We start from the raw sequence: 19,967 nt of genomic DNA on the forward strand, positions 1-19,967 counted from the left end.
CGTACCGCAGAGCGTGCTGCTCGCCGTGTCCTATCTGCAGTCCCGCTGGGACGCACACGCCGGGGCGCCGAGCGTCAGCGGCGGCTACGGTCCCAGCCGAGCGCGAGGGTCCGCGCCGACAGCGCCGCGTCCGGCGCGAACGCGGCGACCAGCGCGGCGAGCGTGCACCAGGTGACCGCGATCCGCGCGCACAGCGCGGGCAGTTCGTCGAGCAGCGCCGGTACGGGAGCCGGACGGTACAGCGCGGCCCGCGCGTTCAGCACGACCACCCCGAACAGCAGGCAGACGACGAACAGCGGGTGCCGGCTCTCCATGAGCGCCTGCCCCGTCGCCAGCGCCGCGACCGCGTCCACCGCGACCAGCGGCAGCCAGGCGGCGCGCCGGACGGTGGTCCGCTGCCCGGCCGGAAATCTGAAACCGCCGTCGGCCCCGCGGGGAGGAATGACCGAGACGGGCGAGAATCCGTACTCCCGGGGCTGTCCGCCCGGGGAGGGAACGGTGCTTTCCGCAGTCACGAGTGGATGGGCTCCCTGCACTCGGTGTGGTCCCCGCACATGGCGCTCCCGGCGTGCCGCGCCGGTACGCCGGCCAGCAGTTCGCGGTAGACCCCCGCGACCGCGTCGGCCGTGAGGCGCACGTCGTGCGTGGTCAGTACATGGCGGCGACCCTGGCGGCCGAGCGCGTCGAGCAGCCCCGGTTCGCACAGCAGTGCGCCGATCGACTCCGCGAGCGGTTCCGGCTCCCGGGCGGGGACCAGACAGCGCGGGTCGTGGCCGGCCGGCAGGCTCTCGCGCGCGCCGTCCACGTCCGTCATCACCACCGGCCGGCCGCAGGCCATGGCCTCCAGCGGAGCCAGCGCCATGCCCTCCCAACGGGACGGCAGCACCACCAGATCGGCGGCCTGGTACCAGGGCACGGCATCGGCGGCGGCCCCGGCGAACAGCACGTCACGCGGGGCCTCGGCACGCAGCCGGGCGGCGTCCGGTCCGTCCCCGACCAGCACCAGCCGGGCCCCCGGAACCCGCCGGCGCACCGTCTCCCAGGCCCGCAGCAGGACGTCCTGCCCCTTCTGCCGGCACAGCCGCCCCACGCACACCACCAGCGGAGCCGCCGGATCGACCCCGGCGAGCCCCGGCAGCCCGGCGCGTACGGCGCGGGCGTCGGCGGGGCGGAAACGGTCCGGGTCGACCCCGTTCGGGACCACCCGCCACTGGGCGCGCACTCCGGCGCGCACGCCGGTCGTGCGCTCCGCGTCACTGACGCACACCACCCGGGAGGCCCAACGCGCCCCCCACCGCTCCCAGCGCAGCGCCAGCGCCGCCGCGGTGCCCTCGACCGCCTCGAACGACCAGGCGTGCGGCTGGAACACCGTCGGCACCCGCCCGCGCAGCGCGAGCCGGGCCGCGAGACCCGCCTTCGCGCTGTGCGCGTGCACCACGTCGGGCCGCACCCGCGCCAGCACCCGGCCGAGCCGGCGCACCTCCTGCGGCAGCAGCCGCCCCGGCGCGCGCGTCGCCTGCCAGGGCCGTACGTCGGCACCGAGCCGCCGCACCTCCCGGGCGAAGGCGTTGCCGTCCGGACAGGCGACGGTCACCCCGGTTCCGGCGGCCAGTTGGGCCCGGACGAGGTCGGCGACCACCCGGGCGACGCCGCCGTCGACCGGCTGCGTGACATGAAGGACACGCGGCGGAGGGTCGGTGGACAGATACATGCGCGGTTCCTTGCTCACGGGCGGCGCGCCGGGGCGCGCGTCACTGCTTCGCGTCGACGGCGGCGAACAGTGCCCCGACCCAGGCCGCGTCCCGGTGCGAAACGATCCGGAAGGCCAACTGGTCACCCCCGGAACGGATCCCCTTGCCAAGTTCGAGAACATCCGAGTCGTAACCGAGCGTGTTCGAGTAGGCGGGAACCCGCTTCGCCGCACCGCGCCCCGGCTCGCTGATGGTCGAATTCAGCGCGTCGTCACGGGGGTTGGCGGCATCGCCCAGCACGGTCCACCTGCCGGACCCCGTCCGCAGGGCCAGCGAGTCACCCGTACGGCCGCGGTCGCCGTCGTACGCGACCAGGCCCACCCGGCCCTTCACGGTCGCCGGGAGTGACATCCGGCCCAGCGTCACGGTCCGCTCCGCGCCAGGGCCGAGCGGCCCGAACCCGTCCCACACGGACAGGTGTCTGAGCGGCTCCGACTTCTTCTCGTACGCCACCACCAGCGTCCAGCCGCCCCACGCGCCCGCGGCCGTCCGGCCCTTGGCGACGTTGATCTGGGCCACGGTCCACAGCCCCGCCCCGCCCGACCGCACCAGCGGGGTGACGTCCGCCGAGGCCTGGAACGCCTCGGCCCCGTGCGCCACCCGGTGCCCGATCACGCGGTCCGCGAGCAGTTCCTTGTACCGTCCGCCGGGCTCGGAGATCAGCACCCGGCCGTTGTCCTTCGGCGGCTTCTGCTCGCCGACGCGCAGGTTGCCGCCCCAGTACAGGCGGGCGTAGGAGACCCGCGCGCCCTGCGGCAGCCGGACCTCCGCGCGGCTGGAGTTGTAGGTGTTGGGGTCGTCGTCGACGTCGATGTAGCGCATGTCGAAGTCGCCGTTGGCTCCCCGGCCGCCCCTGCGGGCGGCCGAGCACGCCGCCTTGGTGGCGTCCCCGCAGCTGATCGAGGAGTTCGCGGCCCGCACGATCCCGCCGTGCTGGAGCGCGTGGTACCGCTGGGTGAAGGCCAGGCCCTCCGCCTCCGCGGCGGGTCCGGCGGTGGTCGCGGCGACGGCCGGTGCCGAAACGGCGGCGAGGGCCGGGGCGGACAGGGCGGCGAGGGCCGAGCAGCCCACCACCGCACGGCGCAGCAGCGGACCCGGGGAAATACGCATGACCGGCGATGCCCTTTCGGCGGAAAAGGTTCTGGACCAGCGGAGGGACGGACGTCTGCGGATCGGATCGGTGCGCTCCGGCTCCCCGCCTGTTGTCCGGCGCCTGCCGGCGCCCGAGCACAGGCGCCCTCGGGAGGTGGCCGACTCTAGCCGCTGTCCGTATTTATGCGGGAAACCTTGGATGTGTGTCGGATTCACGTACTCGGCCCGTTGACGAGATCACCCTTTTGGAGGCACAACCCCCGTGAGCGCCGCGCGTTGAACGCAGAGCCGGGCAACCCGCCCGGATGTTGTGTCGACTCCCAAGGAGCATTTCTCCATGTCGCGTATCGCTAAGGGCCTGGCCCTGACCTCCGTTGCCGCCGCCGCCGTGGCCGGCACCGCCGGCATCGCCGCCGCCGACAGCGACGCGCACGGCGCGGCCGTCCACTCCCCGGGCGTCCTGTCGGGCAACGTCCTCCAGGTTCCCGTCCACGTTCCGGTCAACATCTGCGGCAACACCGTGAACGTCATCGGTCTGCTGAACCCCGCGTTCGGCAACACCTGCGTCAACGGCTGACGTTCACGCGGACCCGTGCCGGCCGTCCTCCCCAGCGAGAGGGCGGCCGGTTCGCGTTGCGCCGGAAGAGGGGGGCGGCCCCCTGTACGTGGAGGGCGTCCGCCTCTCTTATATGAGAATGCGACACGCCGGTCATTCGGGTGGGGTGCAGGAATTTTCTGCACGCGGGGTTTCCGTCGCGTCCGGGGCTCGTTAGCCATGCCGAAGAGGAATTCCCTCTGGTGACACGAGTCGCCGAAGAAAGGAACACGATGAAGTCCCTCAAGGCCGCCGCTGTAGTCGCCGGGTCCCTCGTCGTCGCCGGTGCCGCAGCACCCGCGTTCGCCGCCGGAGCCTCCGACCTCACGCCCTCCAGCCTCAACGGCGCCCTGGAGACCATCACCAGCCAGCGGTCGCTCAGCGCGCAGGACGTCATGCCCCTCCAGCACCAGTCGAACGCGCTCGACACCGAGAACAAGAACTCCCTGCTCAACACCGTGAGCGGCGCGACGAAGGCGCTCAACACCACCGGCGGCCCCGCGAAGCTGCTCGGCGGACTTCCCCTTCAGGGCTAGTCGAAGTATTTCGTCGCGTGTCTTTCCGCGGCACTCGCGGGCATTTCCCTAGGCTCGTGCCAAATCTTCCGAGGAAAGGGCTGACGATGAACTCTGCCAAGAAGGCCGCGCTGATTATCGCCACCGCCGGAATGGCCGCGGGTGCCGCCGCGGGCAGCGCCGCCGCCGACTCCGGTGCCGAGGCCGCGGCGGTCAAGTCGCCGGGCGTCCTGTCCGGCAACATCATTCAGGTCCCCGTGCACGTCCCGGTCAACGTCTGCGGCAACACGGTCGACGTCATCGGCGTGCTGAACCCGGCGTTCGGCAACACCTGCGTCAACGGCTGACACCGTACGGCCGCCCCCGCCGAAAGGGCCGATTCCGCAGCCGTGGAATCGGCCCTTCGCGCTGTTCGAGCCCTGTCCCTCGTTCGGGTGGTCACGCCACCGGTCATCGCCCGGGCGGGTGAGATCGGGAAGGGGCCGAACGGACCCGTCGATAGGGTTCCGCGGTGACCTCAACCTCAAGCCAGACGAGCCCCCTTCGGGTCGCCGACCTCGGCACGCTCGCCGTCATGGCGTTCAGCGGCGAAGCCCCCGACGGCGACATGCCCTACCTTCTCGCCTACTCCCTGGGCGACGGCCAGGGCGGCCCGGAAGGGTCCGCCGCCGCCATCCGGCAGCTCCTGACCGACAACGGGATGCCCGTCGGCGAGACCCTCATCGACGGCTCCCAGCACCCGAGCCTGCCGCTCACCCTGCTCGTCGAGGGCGGCCAGGCCGTCGTCCGGATGCCCCACCTCAACGCGCAGTGCCTCGCGCCCCCGGAGTGGCTCGCCGCGGTCGGCGAACGGGGCTACGCCTACTTCCTGTTCGCCACCCGCGCCTGGCCCGTCGCCGAGCCCGGCAAGCCCGTCGCACCGGAGGACCTGACGGCCTTCGCGGGCGACGAGGGCACCCTGCTCAGCGCCGCGCACGTGCTGCTGCCGGCGCGCAGTCTGCGCGGCTGATGAGCGGCGCCGCGGGGGCCGGGGAGGACGTCGGCAGCGGTCCGGGCGGGCGGGTCCCGGGCGGCGGAGGGCGCGGCCGGGCCGTGGGCGGCGGAGGGCGGCACGGGCGGGCCGTGGGCAGCGGGCGGGGCCTGGCCCTGCTGCTGGTGATCACCGGCGCGGCCGGTCTGCTCGCCGCCTGGGTCATCACGATCGACAAGTTCAAGCTGCTGGAGAACCCGAACTTCGTCCCCGGGTGCAGCCTGAACCCGGTCGTCTCCTGCGGCAACATCATGAAGAGCGAGCAGGCCTCCGCCTTCGGCTTCCCCAACCCGATGCTGGGCCTGGTGACATACGCCGTGGTGGTCTGCGTCGGCGTGAGCCTGTTCGCCGGGGCCGCCTTCCCGCGCTGGTACTGGCTGATCCTCAACGCCGGAACGCTCTTCGGGGTCGGATTCTGCACCTGGCTCCAGTTCCAGTCGTTCTACCGGATCAACTCGCTGTGCCTGTGGTGCTGTCTGGCCTGGGTCGCCACGATCATCATGTTCTGGTACGTCACCTCGTTCAACGTACGACATGATTTTCTGCCCGCTCCGGAATGGCTGAAGGGATTCCTCGCGGAATTCACCTGGGTTCTTCCGGTGCTGCACATCGGCGTCATCGGCATGCTGATCCTGACCCGATGGTGGGATTTCTGGACGAGCTGATTACGCGGTTTCGCAGCTTCCGGCCGTCCGGCCTTCCGGCCTCCCGGCTTCCCGGGCTTCCGGCCTTGCGGCTTCCCGGGCTTCCCGGTTTCTCGGCTTCGCGGATTTCCGGCTGCTGCAATCCTTCGATCCTCCGGTTTTCCGATTCTCCGGGTTTCCCTATCGGACGACTATTGCGTCCGTCGGGGGAATCTTTCGCTGATGACGTTCCCGGCATCGTTACGCGGTACGGACGCAGAGCCACCGAATCCCGAAAGGTGCCGTACCTGAGATGAAGCCGACCACACGAGGAACTCTCGCCGCCGTCATGACCGGGGTGGCGGCGGTGGTGGGCGCCGCCGCCGCGACCCCCGCCCTGGCGGCCGACTCGGTCCCCGTCCCCGTACCGCTGAACGGTGTCGAGCAGGCCCTCAACCTGCGGGCGCCGCACATCGCGGGGGAGCTGCCGGTGCCCGTGCCCGGCGCGCCCGAGGGACCCCGGTACGTCGAGGGCCGGCTGCTGCCCGACCACGCCCTGCCCCAACTCCCGCTCGCCGGCGGGCTGCCCGGCGCGGACCTGCGCACGCCCCTTCCGCACCTGCTCGGCGAGGGCGTCGACCACCTCGGGGTCTCGGCGCCCGCCGCCGACCTGCGGACGCTGACCCCCGGGCTGTCCCTGGACACCCCGCTCAGTGCGCCGAACGCCCGCAACTTCGGCCTCCCCGACGTGAGGCTGCCGCAGGCCGCCGTGCTCACGCCGCTGCTTCAGACCGTCCCGGGGGCGAACGTGGAGACGGGTTCCGGGGCCTGACCCGCCGTGGCAGCGGCCCCGGGGGTCCGGCCCGGGTCCGCCGCCCGACGCCCGAACCATCGGGGGCCGCCGTCGTTGACCTTGCTGAAGACGATGCATCCACCTCAATCGTCGAGGAGACAAGCATGTTCGTCAGTTGGGTGTCGGCGAGACGACGAGGACGCGGGCCAAACCGCGCGCCGGCCGAACGGGTGCCGGGACGGGGCGCGGAACGCGTGGCGGGCACGACGGCGGTGACCCGGCGCGGGGTGACGCGGGGACTGATCGCGTCGGCCGTCGCCGTGGCGCTGGCCCCGGTCGTCGCCGCCTCCCGGTCCTCGCGCCCGGCCCGCTCCGAGGACCTCTCCTTCGACGAGGTCTACCGCGGGCGGCACCTCCTCGGCAGGAAGACCGGCGCGGACGGGCGAGTGGCGTTCAGCGGCGGCGAGTGGCTGGTCACCGTCGACGGCCGGCCCCTGCATCTGATGCGCCGCGCGGACGGCGGCTATCTGAGCATGGTGGACCACTACGCCTCGTACCCGACGGCCCTGGAGGCCGCGCGGGCGGCCGTCGACGAACTGGACCCCGCCGAACATCTGCGGTCCATGACCGGGATGGACGGCACGACGGGCCCGGACGGCGCCGACGGTACGGAGGGGACCGACGGGACGAGCGGGACCAGCGGAATGAGCGGGATGGACGGGATGGACGGGATGGGTGCCGACGGGAGTGGCGCGGGCGGACGTGCGGGGCGCGGCAGCGGTACGGAGGGGGGCGGCCACCACCATGGTGTACACGCGTAAGGACGTCAGCACGCTGACCAGCACGGAGCGGCGCCGCTTCGTCTCGGCGATGCTGGAGGTCAAACGCCGCGGCGAGTACGACGAGTTCGTCCGCATGCATATCGACTACTACACCTCGGACGGCGACAACGGGCTGCGCGCGGCCCATATGACGCCCTCCTTCCTGCCCTGGCACCGGCGGTTCCTGCTGGAGCTGGAGAAGGCGCTGCGCCGGGTGGACTCCTCGGTGAGCGTGCCCTACTGGGACTGGACCCGGGACCGTACGCCGACCTCGGCGCCGTGGACGAAGGACCTGCTCGGCGGGGACGGGCGGCGCCCGGACCGCCAGGTGACGACCGGCCCGTTCGCCTACGCCCAGGGCAAGTGGACCATCAAGGAAGGCGTCACGGACGGGGAGTTCCTCACCCGGGAGTTCGGCCGGCCGCGCCAGCCCCTCCAACTGCCCACGGCGAGCGACCTGAACGCCGCCCTGGACGATCCGGTCTACGACACCTCGCCATGGAACTCCACCTCCCGGCGCGGCTTCCGCAACAAGCTGGAGGGCTGGGGGCGCGGGCCCGGCAACGACGCCTGGGCCAACCACAACCGCGTGCACCGCTGGGTCGGCGGCCACATGCTGGGCGGCGGCTCCGTCAACGACCCCGTCTTCTGGCTGCACCACGCCTTCGTCGACCTCCAGTGGTCGCGCTGGCAGCAGCGGCACCGGGGCGCGCGCTATCTGCCCGAGCGCCCGCCGGGGCTCGGCGACCCCCAGCGCGGCCGGGTCATCGCCCGCGCCGAGGAGATGCCCCCGTGGGGCGTGACACCCGCGTCGATGGAGGACCACAGCGCCATCTACCGGTACGCGTAACCGCTCGCCGACAGGCGTGGCGGCGGTATGACGAGGCCCCCGGCAGTGACTTCCTGCCGGGGGCCTTTCGCGTGGCGTGGGTCAGTTGCCGTAGCCGTAGCCGCCGTGGTCCTTGGTGTGGCCACCGTCGTTCACGCAGTGGTTGCCGAAGGCCGGGTTCAGCAGGCCGATGACGCTGACGGTGTTGCCGCAGACGTTGACCGGGATGTTGACCGGGACCTGGATCAGGTTGCCCGAGAGGACACCGGGCGAGCCGACGGCCTGGCCCTGGGCGCCGGCGTCAGCCATGGCCAGACCGGCCCCGCTGATGACGACGGCACCCGTGCCGAGGGCGACTGCGGCGACCTTCGCGATGCGAGACATCACGTTCTCCTTTGGTTCGATGAGCGCGGTGACACGGACGCGACCGCACTCCCCCTTCAACGCGCCCGCGCACCCCTGGTCACGGGCGTTCACCGGCGTATCACCCGTCGTCCGGAACGGGGCGGCGCCCGAAAAACCGCTTCGGCCGCGCCCACCCGCTCCATTAGCCTCCGGGCATGCCGACCGACCGATCCACCGACCAGACCATCGACCGGCCCGCCGAACGGCCCAGCGACAGGACGGCCCGACCGGCCGGGACCGCCGGCCCCGCAACCACCGCCGGCCCCGCAACCACCGCCGGCCCCGCAACCACCGCCGGCCCCGCAACCACCGCCGGCCCCGTAACCACCGCCGGTCTCGCCGGCGCGGCCGATCTCGCGGGCGCGGTCGGCCTCTTCGCGGAGGAGTCCCGCGCCCGGGCCTTCGCCGCCGTCGTCCTCGGCGCGGCCACCCCGGCACAGGTGACCGAGCGTTCGGGGCTGTCCCCGAGGGACGCGAACACCGCGCTGCGGCGGCTGTGGGACCAGGGCGTGATCGCGGACGGCGGCGCCGGACTCGCCGTCGCCTACGACCGCTTCCGCGAACTCGCCCGCTCCGCACGGGCGTCCGATCCGTCCGAACCGTCCGCCCGGAGCCACGGCGCGGGCGACGAGCGGTCCGAGGCGGTGCTGCGGACCTTCGTGCGCGACCGCCGGCTCGTACGGCTGCCCGCGCGGTGGGAGCGCAAGCTGGTCGTCCTGCGGTACATCGCCGAGCGGACCTTCGAGCCGGGCGTCGAGTATCCGGAGCGGACGGTCAACGAGAAGCTGCGCGCCTGGTGCGAGGACGCCCCCGTCGACCATGTGACGCTCCGGCGGTACCTCGTGGACCTGCGTCATCTGCACCGCAGCTCCGGCGTCTACTGGCGCCCGGCGGCCACGGCCGCTGCCTGAACCGACGGACGGGGACCGCGCTGACGGGGGCGGGCGCGGTCCGGCAGAGGGGCTGAGGCGGTCCCGCCTGCCCTGTCGGCTTCCGTCGCGTCGGTCCAGTCGTGCCGGGTCCCGTCTTGTCGGGCCCGTCTTCTCGGGTCGGGGCCCCGGCGTTTCCTGGTCCCGGCCTGTCAGCCGAGCAGGCGTACCGGGCTGCCCGCCAGGTACGCCTGGATGTTCTCGACCGCGGCGCCGTAGTACGTCGCGTAGTTGGACCGGGACACGTAGCCGAGGTGCGGGGTGGCGAGCAGGCGGGGGGCCGAGCGCATCGGGTGGTTGGCGGGCAGCGGCTCGACGTCGAACACGTCGACGCCCGCCCCGGCGATCCGCCCGGCGCGCAGGGCGGCCAGCAGGGCGTCCTGGTCGACGATCGCCGAGCGCGAGGTGTTGACGAGGAAGGCCGTCGGCTTGAGCAGCGCCAGCTCGGCCTCGCCCACGAGCCCTCGCGTACGGTCGCCGAGCGCGAGGTGGACGGAGACGAAGTCGCTGCCCGCCAGCAGGTCCTCCTTCGAGGGCGCCAGCTCCACCCCCACCTCCTCGGCGCGTTCCTCGGTGAGGTTCTGGCTCCACGCGCCGACCCGCATACCGAACGCCAGACCCACCTGGGCCACCCGGGCGCCGATCTTGCCGAGCCCCAGCAGACCGAGCCGGCGGCCGTGCAGATCCGCGCCGACGGTGCTCTGCCAGGGGCCGCCCGAGCGCAACGCCTCGTGCTCCGTGACGATGCCCCGCGCGAGACCGAGCAGCAGCGCCCAGGTCAGTTCGACCGGAGGCGTCGAGGCACTCGGCGTCCCGCACACGGTCACCCCGCGCGCCTCGGCCGCCGCGTAGTCGATCACGCTGTTGCGCATCCCGGACGCGATCAGCAGCTTCAGTCTGGGCAGCCGGGCCAGCAGCGAGGCGGGGAAGGGCACCCGCTCGCGCAACGTGACGACGATCTCGAACCCGGCCAGCACGGTCGCCAGTTCGTCCTCGTCGGCGAAGTGCCGGTCGAAGGAGATGACGTCCACGCGGTCCGCCACCGGTGACCAGTCGGCGATCTCGGTGGCCACCCTCTGATAGTCGTCCAGCACGGCACAGCGAAGTCGCACGTCGGTCCCCTCCCAGGCTCAGCCGGACCCTACCCGAGCCGCCGCGGGTCGAGTCCGGCGGCCCGTGACGCACGGCTCATCCCGAAGCCCCTCCCGTCACTCCCTCCCCGTGGCAGTATCTGGGCTTCATGAGTGCGTCCCCGGCGGTACGGAGCCTGCGCGCGGCGGTGTTCGCCGTGTTCTGCGTGCTGCTGGCGGCCGGCGGACACCTGCTCGCCACCGGACAGGCACCCTCGCCCGGTGCCGTCGGAGCGGGCCTGCTCGTCGTCTTCGCCGCCGGCTGCCTGCTGGGCGGCCGTGAGCGGTCCCTGCCGGGGATAGGCGGCGCCATGCTCGCCGCGCAGACCGGGCTCCACCTCGGGTTCGGGGCCGGCCACCCCCGGATGGCGATGACCATGCACGGCGCGCACATGACCCACACCCAGGCACACGCCCTCACACCCCACGCCACGGCCGCCCACATCACCGCCGCCCTCCTCGCTACCTGGTGGCTGCGGCGCGGCGAGGCCGCCCTGTGGTCACTGCTGCGCCGCGCCGTCTCCTTCGTGCCCGGGCTCGCCGCCTGGTGGAAGGGCGGCGGGCGACCGGCTCCCGTACGACCGCCCGGGGTTCGGGGCCGCCCGGCCGGTCCGCGACCGCTCCGTCAGGCGCTGCTCCGGCACGCCGTCTCCCGCCGGGGACCGCCGGCAGGGCTCGTCCCCACGCCCTGACCACGTCCCCTCCCGTACGGAGTTCCCCGAGATGTCCCCGACGAGCACCACCCTGCGCCGCACCGGCACCGTCGCCGCCCTCACCATGGCCGGTGTGCTGGCCGCGGCCGGCGCCGCCTTCGCGCATGTGACGGTCCACCCCGAGAGCTACGCCAAGGGCGCCACCGACGGCGTCCTGAGCTTCCGCGTCCCCAACGAGGAGGACACCGCCAGCACCACCAAGGTGCAGGTGTTCCTGCCCACCGACCACCCCGTCCTGGGAGTCCTCGTCACCCCGCAGGCGGGCTGGACCGCGAAGGTGACCACCACCAAGCTGAAGACGCCGGTCAAGACGGACGACGGCACGATCACCGACGCCGTCTCCGAGATCACCTGGACCGGCGGCAGGATCCGGCACGGCGAGTTCCAGGACTTCGACGTCGCCTTCGGCCAACTGCCCGACGACACCGGCCGGCTGACCTTCAAGACCCTTCAGACCTACTCGGACGGCAACGTCGTGCGCTGGATCGAGGAGGCGAAGGACGGCGCCGACGAGCCGGAGAACCCGGCCCCCGTACTGACGCTCACCGCCAAGGGCGCGGGAGCCGCCGGTTCCGACGCCGGCTCGGCGAACACCTCCACGTCCTCGTCTTCCGAGGACGCCAAGGAGTCCACCGCGAGCGACAAGGCCAGTGACTCCACCGCCCGCTCGCTCGGGATCGCCGGTCTGGTCGTCGGCGTCCTCGGCCTGCTCGCCGCCGGGTTCGCCATCGCCCGTGGCCGGAGCTTCAGCTCCTAGCCACGCGGCGCCCCGCCCTGCCGACGGGACCTCGGACGGGACCTCCGACGGGACCTCCCGTCGGCAGGGCGACCAGCGTCCAGAAGCCGCGCAGATCCCTTCGGGTCAGTCCTGCGCCGGTCCCTGCTCCGGTGTCTGCCTCTTGCGGACCACGAGGAGCGCCGCCCCGCCGACGACCACCAGGGCGATGGCGACCCCCGCGATGAGCGGTGTCGCACCGGAACCGCCGGTCGCCGCGAGGTCGGTGCCCCCGGTGCTGGTGCCGCCCACCGAGGCGGGGCTCGGTTCGCTGACCGTCTGGGTGGTGATGCCGTCCGAGGCGCCCTGGGTCACGCAGTCCAGCACGCCCTTGAACCGCTTCGCGAAGCCGTTCGGACCGCTGATCGTGAAGTCGTAGGCCTGGTCCTCCTGGAGCGGGACCGTCATCGTCTGGGCGGCGCCGGCCGCGATGGTGTGCTCGATGCCCATCAGCTCGAACGTGAACGCCTCGTCGCCCTTGTTGACCGCCGTGATGTCCACTCCGCCGTCGGCGCAGTTCTTCTCGGCGGTCAGCGCGGGTATCGCGCCCTTCGCCGCCCAGTCGGCGGTCGCCGTGGCGGAGACGGTGGACTCGCTGGAGCCCGCCAGGATCTGCGTCTGGCTGCGGGAGTCGGAGGCGAAGGCACGGCCGACCGGCACATTCGTGGAGGCCCGCACGGTCAGCGTCGCCGACCCGTCCGTGTTGTCCTTCGGTATGTCGAAGAAGAGCCGGCTGCCGTCGGCCGCCGAGGTGACCGGCCTGCCGTTCTTGTCGACGACCTTGACCCCGCTGACCGCCGTGTCCGCGGGCGGTGCCACCGTCACCCCGTCCGCGTTCGTGTGGACCGTCACCGGGCCGAGCCGCTCGCCCGCGTGCCCGGACACCGCGGCCGGGGTCAGGGTCAGCGAGGCCTCGGGCTCCGGCAGGTCCCGCGCGTTCTTCTGGAGGTAGTCCGCGAGCTTCTCCGCCCTCGGGTCCGCCGCGTCCACGTCGGCGCCGTCCGAGAACCGCCAGATGGCCACCTGGGTGCCGGCCGCCGCGTCCTGCTCGGTGAGGCCGCTCACGCCGGCCTTCCCGGCCAGCTCCGCCAGGTCGTTCACCTGCGGATAGGAGTTCCGCAGGATCCAGCGGATCTTGCCCGCGTCCTTGTTGCCGCTCAGCGAGGTGCCGCTCCAGGATGTCTCCTGGTACCGGGCGTCCTGCTGCGTCGGGTTGTGCAGGTCGACGCAGTACGTCTGAAGCGTGCCGCCGTCGTCGACCGACATCTCGAACAGGCCGGCGGAGACCCAGGAGTCCTCTCCGTGGTCGTGGATGACCGCGGACCCGTAGGTCTTCAGGCCGCCGAGGGTGGCGGTCGCGCCGCCGGGGCTCTGCGGGGTGTCGTCGGCGGCGGCCGGCCCGGCGGTGGCGAGGGTCCCCGCGGCGACGAGCCCCGACACCAGTGCCGCGGCGGCGAGACGGGCTGCCCCCCGCCTGCACGCGGACAACGCAGAAAACGCAGAAAGCACAGAATTCCCCTTCGCGCAGGACCCGTTGACATGGGGGGACGGTCCCGCCAGCAGAATCAGAAGCCCCGAGAGCTGTGTTCGGCATCCTAAGGAAGCGGCGTAACGCTCTCCCCGGTCATGTCATCCGATAACCGATCCGACTCGGAATCGTTATGCCGGTACGGCCGTGAGCTGCGCTTATCGACAAATCCACGGGGTTGGTTTCGGAGCGCGTTCGCCGATAAGCCGCAGTCCGGTCAGAGCGTCACGGTCACTGACGTCACGTCACACCGGCCGCCGCTGTGGGCTGTTGGGCGGCTTCCTCGGATACGCCCCGCGGTGGGGTGTCCGGCGCCGATTCCCAGGTCGGCTCCGGCCGCTCGCCCCCGGCCACTTCACCCCCGGCCGGCTCGCCCTCCCTGGCCGGGCGCCGGAACGCCGACGTGCCGCGCGAGAGGTCGTGGCCGATCGCCACCGCGTCGATGTCCGCCGACGTCCAGCTCTGCCCGTCCCGGGTCTCGGTGCGCACCTTCAGCCTGCCCTGCACGATGACGGGGTCGCCCACCGACACCGACGCCCCCACGTTCGTCGCGAGTGCCCGGTTCGCCCACACCGTGAAGAAGTTGGTGTGCCCGTCCGTCCACCCGCTCTTCTCGCGGTCCCAGTACCGCGAGGTCACCGCCAGCCGGAACCGGGCCGACGCCCCGTTCGCCAGCTCCCGGTAGACCGGCCGGGTCGCCACGTTGCCCACCGCGCACACCATCGTCTCGTTCATCGAGCTTTCCCTCCCGTGCGAATGTGTCCGTCGCGGCGACCGCATGCGCTGCGGTCGCCGCGAGATCAGACTGCCTTCGCCGGGCCGGGCCCGCCGAGCCCTGTGCGCCGCCGGCCGATTGTGGAAAACCGCCTCACCCGACCGGCGTACCCGCCGTCGCCGCGCCCATGACCCGCCCGTACTGCTCGCGCACCTCGCGATAGCGCAGCAGCTCCGCCGCCACAGGGTCGAGCACCCTGGCCCTGCCGCAGCCCGCCGCGGCCTCGCGCAACCGGCGCTCCGCTTCGAGGCCGTATCGCCGGGCCGGCCCGCGGGCCGCCATTCTGCTGCTCCACTCGACGGCCGGGCCGCCGACGATCCCGCACACCATCAGCAGCACCGGAACCCCGAGGTTCGGCGAGGCGATCCCGGCGATCTGCGCCGCCAGCCACAGTCCGCCGACGACCTGGACGATCGTCATCGCGGCCTGCGCGAGCACCGCCACCGGCCACCAGCCGGGCCGCGGCGGACGCCCCACCGGAGTGGCCGCGCGCGCCCCCATGTCGTCCAGCGCCTCCGAGAGCCCCTGCGCGCCCCGTACGGCCGCCTCGCGCACCGCCTGCGCCCAGGGGGCCGGCAGCCCGTACGCCGCCCGGTCCGCGACCGTCCGTACCGCCTGCTCCACCCGCTGGCGGGCGGTGGCCTCCTCGTCGGCGGGGGCGCGCACCGGCAGCCGGCCGGTCGGGGGTTCGCGCCGGTCCTGGTACCAGCGCCACAGCCGCAGCCAGGGCGTTCCGCAGGCGCGGTTGGCGTTGCGGCGCCAGGCCCGTTCGGCGGCCTCGCCGGCCGCGACGGCGCCCACCGCGTCCGCGAGCCGGTCCGCGAACTCGTCGCGCGCCTCCTCGCTGAGCCCGACCCGCCGCCCGGTCGCGTAGACCGGCCGCAGCCGGGCCGCCGCCGCGTCGAGATCGGCCGAGATCCGCCGGGCCGCCGCCCCGCGTTCCCCGACGAACTGGCCGAGGCACTCGCGCAGTTCGGCGATCCCCTCGCCGGTGAGCGCCGACAGGGCGAGGACCGTCGCGCCCGGTTCGCCGTACTCGCCGAGCGCGATGCCGTCCTCGTCGAGCAGCCGCCGCAGATCGTCGAGGACCTGGTCGGCGGCCTCTCCGGGGAGGCGGTCCACCTGGTTGAGGACGACGAACGTGACCTCGGCGTGCCCGGCCAGCGGCCGCAGATAGCGCTCGTGCAGGATCGCGTCCGCGTACTTCTCCGGGTCCACCACCCAGATCACCGCGTCGACCAGGGCGAGGACGCGGTCCACCTGCTCGCGGTGCTGGACCGCCGCGGAGTCGTGGTCCGGCAGGTCGACCAGGACCAGGCCGCGGAGCTGGGCCTCCGCCTCCGCGCTCTGCAACGGGCGCCTGCGCAGCCGGCCGGGGATGCCGAGCCGGTCGATGAGGGTGGCCGCGCCGTCGCTCCAACTGCACGCGATCGGCGCCGAGGTGGTCGGCCTGCGCACCCCGGTCTCCGAGATGGCCACCCCGGCGAGGGCGTTGAAGAGCTGCGACTTGCCGCTGCCGGTGGCGCCGGCGATGGCGACCACGGTGTGTTCCCCGGACAGCTTGCGGCGCGCCGCCGCCTCGTCCAGGACGCGGCCCGCCTCGGCGAGGGTCCTGCTGTCCAGCCGGGCGCGCGAGAGGCCCACCAGCTCCCGGAGCGCGTCCAGGCGTGAGCGCAGCGGGCCGTCGTACGCGAGGGGCGCGGGCGCGGCCGGAGCGGCGGGGCGGGTCTCCACCGCCGGGGTCTGGTAGCGGACGGGGGCCGACTCGTTCACGCGCCGCGCGATGAGTCCGTCGTCCCAGACGGGGCCGTCCTCCGCGCGCGTGGAGGACGGGGATGCGGGGGACGAGGCCGCGGGGGAGGCGGGGGTGGAGGGTTCGCCCGCACGGGGAGTGCCTGTCCGGGCCGGGCCGTCCGTCCGGGTGGCGCCGGACTCCTTGGCGGCGCCGCTGTCCTTGGGGGTGCCGTTGTCCCTGGAGACGCCGGTGTCCTTGGAGACGCCGGTTTCCCGGGGCGTGCCGTTCGTCCGGGGGGTCCCGTTCGCCAGGGGGGTCCCGTTCACGGGGGCCGGGGAGACGTCGACCTGGCCACGCGCGCGTGGCTGTACCGGCGGGGCGCTCTTCGAGGAGTCCGAGCCGGGCTCGCGGACCGCCCGCGTTTCCTCGCCGCTCCTGTCAGCCCCGGTCTCGGTTCGAGAACTCGTTTCCCTTGCCGAGCCGTTGACGGAAGGAGACTCCGAAGAAGACGCGGTGCGGTCGTCCTCGACGGGGTCGCCGGTGCGGCCGGTGCCCTCGGGGCCCTCCGGTCCGGTGCCCGCGTCCCCGGCGGAGACGTTCCCGGCGGAGACGTCCCCGGGGGCGCCCACCGCCGCGCGGTTCTCCTGAGGACGGCCCTCGCCGAAATGGCCCTCTTCGGGACGGTCACCGCCCGAACGATCCCCTTCGGGACGGTCGCCGCCCGAGCGGCCCTCCCCGGGGCGGATGTCCTCGGAGGGCTCGTCTCCGGGGCGGTCTGCGTGATCCGTGTGGTCAGTGACGGCAGTCACAGCGGTCACCTCTCCTTCTGCAGTACGGACAGCGCGGCGATGAGTTCGGCCTGGGGTTCCGGATGGACGTCGAGCGCGTCGAGGGGCGAGAGCCGGCGCTCCCGCTCGGTGTGCAGGGCCTTGTCGATGAGTTCCGTGAGCAGCCGGCCGCCCTTGTCGCGCAGCCGCAGCGCGCCGTGCGCCCCGATGCGCTCGGCGAGCCCCTCACCGGCGTTGCGTGCCCGGCGGCCGCCCAGCAGCGCGGTGGCGACGAGCGCGGCCACCACCGAGGGGTCCGGCGCGACGCTCTTCTCGAGGTCGCGGACCTCGTCCTCGGCGTACTCCTCCAGGACGCGCCGCCAGCGCCGTACGGCCATGCCGATCCGGTGTTCGGCGCTCTCCAGGGTGGGGTCACGGTCCGTCAGTCCCGGTGCGCCCGAGGCCGGTTCGCGGCGCCAGGCGTCGTCCACCCGTTCGTCGGCGGCCGTCACCGAGCACAGCAGGAGGGCGGACAGGCTCTCCACGAGCGCGTCGAGCAGTTCGTCGGCGGTGCAGTCGAGGGGGTAGGCGCGCCAGCGCTTGAGCGCGTCCCCGGAGAGCACCGCTCCGGCCTGCAGACGGCCCTTCACGCGCGTGTGCTCACTGTCGTAGGCCCCGTCGACCGCCGCGGTGAGCCGGGTCGCGGCGGCGTACTGGGCGGCGGTGGCGCTCGCCAGTTCCGGCATCCGCGACTTCATGGAGTCGAGCACGCCGTACGCGGTGCGGGCCATCACCCCCTGCCGGGCGCCCGGGTCCTGCGCGTGGTGCGTGAGCCAGGTGCGCAGCGGCGCCACGGCCGTCGCGGGCAGCAGGCCGCCGCCCCAGGCGGACTCGGGGAGTTCGGGCACCGTGAAGCGCGGTACGTCGCCGAGTCCTGCCTTGGTGAGCAGGGCGCCGTACTGCCGGGAGACCTCGGAGACCACCTGGTGCGGCACCCGGTCGAGGACGGTCACCAGGGTCGCGTCGTGTTCCTTGGCGGCGCGCAGCAGGTGCCAGGGGACGGCGTCGGCGTAACGGGCGGCCGTGGTGACCATCACCCAGATGTCGGCCGCGCAGATGAGTTCGGCGGCCAGCACCCGGTTGTCGGCGAGCAGGGAGTCGACGTCGGGCGCGTCCAGGAGGGCGAGGCCGCGGGGGAGGGTGTCGGCGGTCTCGATGCGCAGGATCCGTTCGCCGCGGTCGCCGAGGGCGGGGAGTTCGTCGCCCGGCTCCTGATGGGGCACCCACACGCGGGTGAGCTGGGGCAGCACGCGCATCCCGCTGAACCAGTGGTGGTCCTCGGGATGGCACACCAGCACCGGCGTACGGGTCGTCGGGCGCAGCACGCCCGCCTCGCTGACCCGGCGCCCCACAAGGGAGTTGACCAGTGTCGACTTTCCGGCGCCGGTGGACCCCCCGATGACGGCGAGAAGCGGCGCTTCGGGTTCTCTCAACCGGGGCACCAGATAGTCGTCGAGTTGTGCGAGCAGTTCGTCGCGGTTGGCACGCGCGCGTGGAGCCCCCGCCAGGGGCAGCGGGAAGCGTGCGGCGGCGACACGGTCGCGCAGGGCGGAAAGTGCGTCGAGCAGCTGAGGCCGTACGTCCAAGGTCACCACATGCGAAGAATGCCCAATTTTGGAGGCTTTCTGAAGCATATGGGTATGTCTGCGCGCCGACCGGACACAGGGGGCGGAAGGGATGACTGGGGCGCAGGCATAACGAGTGCACAACACCCGGTGCGTGAGGCGTCAAAAGCGGTGCACGATTCGTACCTGCCTGCGATTATCAGGACCGCTTCACTGAACCTCCACATTGAGCCACGGAGGTGAAGCATGAGGGACAGGGATGCGGGAGCCCTATTCTTGTCCCCGGCAAGGTCAGGGATCAGCCCGCACCCGGGCACCAGGACACCGGCCGACATAACCGGCCCCCGTAGCTCAGTGGATAGAGCAGGCGCCTTCTAAGCGCTTGGCCGCAGGTTCGAGTCCTGCCGGGGGCGCCGCAACCCTTCTCGCCTGGGATTACAGGGCTGAAGGGGTATCGGCGGGGCGGCGCGGCGCGCCCGCCGGACTCGGATAGGCCAGACGCCTTGCGGATCGCCTTGTGCCCATGCCGGGACGCGCTGGAGCCTTCGTGTCGGTGCAGCCCCCCCGGGTCCGCCCTCTCTTGGGCAGACGGAGCGGCTTTGATCCGTTTGTGATAGTCATCCGGATGGTCGACGGCCAGGTGCGTGGATGGTCGGCAATCTATCGTCCTTGCCGTACTGCGGATGGGCCCGTCCTGGTCGCCAGGGGCCCGAACAGTGTGATCTTCCCCACTTCCGCCTCGTGATCTCGGGCCACTCGGGGAGTCACTCACCGCTCACTCGCCACTATGCAGGAAGCGAGAGGCGGTGGCTACGACGCAACCAGGCTCATGCGTGCCCCGGCGTGCGAGGCGGCCACGCTCGGCGCGCACCAGGGAACCGCAGTGTCGGTGGCTCCCCGCGGGCGCACCGCGTGGTTCGGTTCCGTATACGGATCGACACCGCCCCCTGGCCCAGTCGGCCCCGCGGGTCCATGCATCAAGAAACCAAGGCGGCGTTCCACGAGTGCCTGGCCCGCCGCGCGTCTTCCAGGTGCCTCCGTATGTCGGTCAGGACCTTGCACACATGGTGTATCGCGGCCACCCGTGAGGCGATCTCCGACTTGTCCAGCTCTGAGTTCTCTATCTCGGTCTTTTCGTTTTCGAGCAGTTTGAGATCGCCCTCGATCCGAAGGCGGTACTCCTCGAGTATGTGCCGGCGATATTCCGTGGTGGCATCCATGGGAACCCTTTCGAGTATCGATCCAGGGAGTAGGTGACGGAGTCTCGGCGGGCTGTCTCGTACCGAGGCCCTCGGTGGCCAGCGTCGTGATCGGCGTGATGGGCAAACCCCATGAGACCGCGTCCGCACCCGAGTGGACCAGGAAGAGCGGGAGGAAGTTTCACGCTCGCCCCGTGCTTCATACGCGGGCAATGTCCACTGATTCGGACATCGGATGCCGTGCCCGCGACCTCCCCGGCGGTGGGCCCAGCCGGCCGGGTAACAGATCGACTTACTGGTACCGGGCGAGGGTCGCAAACCCGTTCGGCGATCATAG

At 72.6% G+C, this 19,967-nt stretch carries 20 protein-coding genes, 1 tRNA gene and 1 pseudogene; 12 read left to right on the forward strand and 10 right to left on the reverse strand.

From position 1 onward, the window contains the following. Positions 1 to 74: 74 nt before the first annotated feature. Genes AB0912_RS28515 through AB0912_RS28525 form a run of 3 tightly spaced genes read right to left on the reverse strand, consistent with a single transcriptional unit; the run spans position 75 to position 2,861 of the window. Positions 75 to 515: a hypothetical protein gene (locus AB0912_RS28515; protein WP_366704752.1), complete on the reverse strand. Its 441-nt coding sequence runs from the start codon at positions 513 to 515 to the stop codon at positions 75 to 77. Next, the gene (locus AB0912_RS28520) at positions 512 to 1,711 is read right to left on the reverse strand and encodes a glycosyltransferase (RefSeq protein WP_366704754.1); all 1,200 of its coding nucleotides are present in this window, start codon (positions 1,709 to 1,711) and stop codon (positions 512 to 514) included. The genes AB0912_RS28515 and AB0912_RS28520 overlap by 4 nt, the downstream gene beginning before the upstream one ends. Positions 1,712 to 1,751: 40 nt before the next feature. Further along, on the reverse strand, positions 1,752 to 2,861 hold the full coding sequence (locus tag AB0912_RS28525) for a DUF3344 domain-containing protein (protein WP_366704756.1): 1,110 nt from the start codon (positions 2,859 to 2,861) through the stop codon (positions 1,752 to 1,754). Positions 2,862 to 3,180: 319 nt separating this feature from the next. Between AB0912_RS28525 and AB0912_RS28530 the strand changes: the two genes are divergently transcribed. The 8 genes and pseudogenes from AB0912_RS28530 to AB0912_RS28565 all read left to right on the forward strand — a co-directional run bounded on the left by AB0912_RS28530 (position 3,181) and on the right by AB0912_RS28565 (position 8,070). Next, entirely contained in the window at positions 3,181 to 3,420 is a 240-nt protein-coding gene (locus AB0912_RS28530) for a chaplin (RefSeq protein WP_366704758.1), read from the forward strand. Positions 3,421 to 3,671: 251 nt separating this feature from the next. Further along, complete coding sequence (locus tag AB0912_RS28535) at positions 3,672 to 3,974, forward strand: hypothetical protein (protein ID WP_366704760.1); 303 nt, start codon at positions 3,672 to 3,674, stop codon at positions 3,972 to 3,974. Between the two features lie 131 nt (positions 3,975 to 4,105). Beyond that, positions 4,106 to 4,300 (forward strand): chaplin, encoded by a 195-nt coding sequence (locus tag AB0912_RS28540; RefSeq protein WP_366704836.1) that lies wholly within the window; start codon positions 4,106 to 4,108, stop codon positions 4,298 to 4,300. 164 nt (positions 4,301 to 4,464) lie between these two features. After that, on the forward strand, positions 4,465 to 4,962 hold the full coding sequence (locus AB0912_RS28545) for a DUF5949 family protein (RefSeq protein ID WP_366704762.1): 498 nt from the start codon (positions 4,465 to 4,467) through the stop codon (positions 4,960 to 4,962). Continuing rightward, on the forward strand, positions 4,962 to 5,648 hold the full coding sequence (locus AB0912_RS28550; RefSeq protein ID WP_366704764.1) for a vitamin K epoxide reductase family protein: 687 nt from the start codon (positions 4,962 to 4,964) through the stop codon (positions 5,646 to 5,648). Before AB0912_RS28545 ends, AB0912_RS28550 begins: the two co-directional genes overlap by 1 nt. A 271-nt stretch (positions 5,649 to 5,919) precedes the next feature. Next, positions 5,920 to 6,438, forward strand: coding sequence for a hypothetical protein (locus tag AB0912_RS28555; RefSeq protein ID WP_366704766.1), 519 nt, complete (start codon positions 5,920 to 5,922; stop codon positions 6,436 to 6,438). 260 nt (positions 6,439 to 6,698) lie between these two features. Next, positions 6,699 to 7,004 (forward strand): annotated as a pseudogene (locus AB0912_RS28560) (tyrosinase family oxidase copper chaperone); the annotation flags it as partial. A gap of 199 nt (positions 7,005 to 7,203) precedes the next feature. Continuing rightward, on the forward strand, positions 7,204 to 8,070 hold the full coding sequence (locus AB0912_RS28565; protein WP_366704768.1) for a tyrosinase family protein: 867 nt from the start codon (positions 7,204 to 7,206) through the stop codon (positions 8,068 to 8,070). 81 nt (positions 8,071 to 8,151) lie between these two features. On the opposite strand, the gene AB0912_RS28570 is transcribed toward AB0912_RS28565, so the two are convergent. Then, the gene (locus tag AB0912_RS28570) at positions 8,152 to 8,433 is read right to left on the reverse strand and encodes a chaplin (RefSeq protein WP_366704770.1); all 282 of its coding nucleotides are present in this window, start codon (positions 8,431 to 8,433) and stop codon (positions 8,152 to 8,154) included. Positions 8,434 to 8,609: 176 nt separating this feature from the next. On the opposite strand from AB0912_RS28570, the gene AB0912_RS28575 reads away from it, so the two are divergent. Then, positions 8,610 to 9,365: a DUF2087 domain-containing protein gene (locus AB0912_RS28575; RefSeq protein ID WP_366704772.1), complete on the forward strand. Its 756-nt coding sequence runs from the start codon at positions 8,610 to 8,612 to the stop codon at positions 9,363 to 9,365. Positions 9,366 to 9,535: 170 nt separating this feature from the next. Here AB0912_RS28575 and AB0912_RS28580 read toward each other — a convergent pair whose 3' ends face one another. Then, positions 9,536 to 10,495 carry a D-2-hydroxyacid dehydrogenase family protein gene (locus tag AB0912_RS28580; RefSeq protein WP_366704774.1) on the reverse strand — a complete coding sequence of 320 codons (960 nt, stop codon included), beginning with the start codon at positions 10,493 to 10,495 and terminating at the stop codon, positions 9,536 to 9,538. Between the two features lie 128 nt (positions 10,496 to 10,623). On the opposite strand from AB0912_RS28580, the gene AB0912_RS28585 reads away from it, so the two are divergent. Continuing rightward, positions 10,624 to 11,205, forward strand: coding sequence for a hypothetical protein (locus tag AB0912_RS28585; RefSeq protein ID WP_366704776.1), 582 nt, complete (start codon positions 10,624 to 10,626; stop codon positions 11,203 to 11,205). Positions 11,206 to 11,236: 31 nt separating this feature from the next. Further along, positions 11,237 to 11,983, forward strand: coding sequence for a YcnI family protein (locus AB0912_RS28590; protein WP_366704778.1), 747 nt, complete (start codon positions 11,237 to 11,239; stop codon positions 11,981 to 11,983). 105 nt (positions 11,984 to 12,088) lie between these two features. Here the strand turns inward: AB0912_RS28590 and AB0912_RS28595 are convergent, their stop codons facing one another. The 4 genes from AB0912_RS28595 to AB0912_RS28610 form a co-directional block, all read right to left on the reverse strand. Further along, positions 12,089 to 13,510: a Cys-Gln thioester bond-forming surface protein gene (locus AB0912_RS28595; RefSeq protein WP_366704780.1), complete on the reverse strand. Its 1,422-nt coding sequence runs from the start codon at positions 13,508 to 13,510 to the stop codon at positions 12,089 to 12,091. Between the two features lie 259 nt (positions 13,511 to 13,769). Next, a complete protein-coding gene (locus tag AB0912_RS28600; RefSeq protein ID WP_366704782.1) occupies positions 13,770 to 14,264 on the reverse strand; it encodes a single-stranded DNA-binding protein in 495 nt (164 codons plus the stop codon). Positions 14,265 to 14,397: 133 nt separating this feature from the next. Further along, positions 14,398 to 16,857, reverse strand: coding sequence for a GTPase (locus tag AB0912_RS28605; protein WP_366704784.1), 2,460 nt, complete (start codon positions 16,855 to 16,857; stop codon positions 14,398 to 14,400). Further along, positions 16,854 to 18,500 (reverse strand): dynamin family protein, encoded by a 1,647-nt coding sequence (locus tag AB0912_RS28610; RefSeq protein ID WP_366704786.1) that lies wholly within the window; start codon positions 18,498 to 18,500, stop codon positions 16,854 to 16,856. Before AB0912_RS28610 ends, AB0912_RS28605 begins: the two co-directional genes overlap by 4 nt. Positions 18,501 to 18,771: 271 nt before the next feature. On the opposite strand from AB0912_RS28610, the gene AB0912_RS28615 reads away from it, so the two are divergent. Continuing rightward, positions 18,772 to 18,844, forward strand: a tRNA-Arg gene (locus AB0912_RS28615). 564 nt (positions 18,845 to 19,408) lie between these two features. Here the strand turns inward: AB0912_RS28615 and AB0912_RS28620 are convergent. Continuing rightward, on the reverse strand, positions 19,409 to 19,651 hold the full coding sequence (locus AB0912_RS28620) for a hypothetical protein (protein ID WP_366704788.1): 243 nt from the start codon (positions 19,649 to 19,651) through the stop codon (positions 19,409 to 19,411). Positions 19,652 to 19,967 lie beyond the last annotated feature (316 nt).

This window comes from Streptomyces sp. NPDC007084 (genome assembly GCF_040703595.1).
GTDB lineage: Bacteria > Actinomycetota > Actinomycetes > Streptomycetales > Streptomycetaceae > Streptomyces.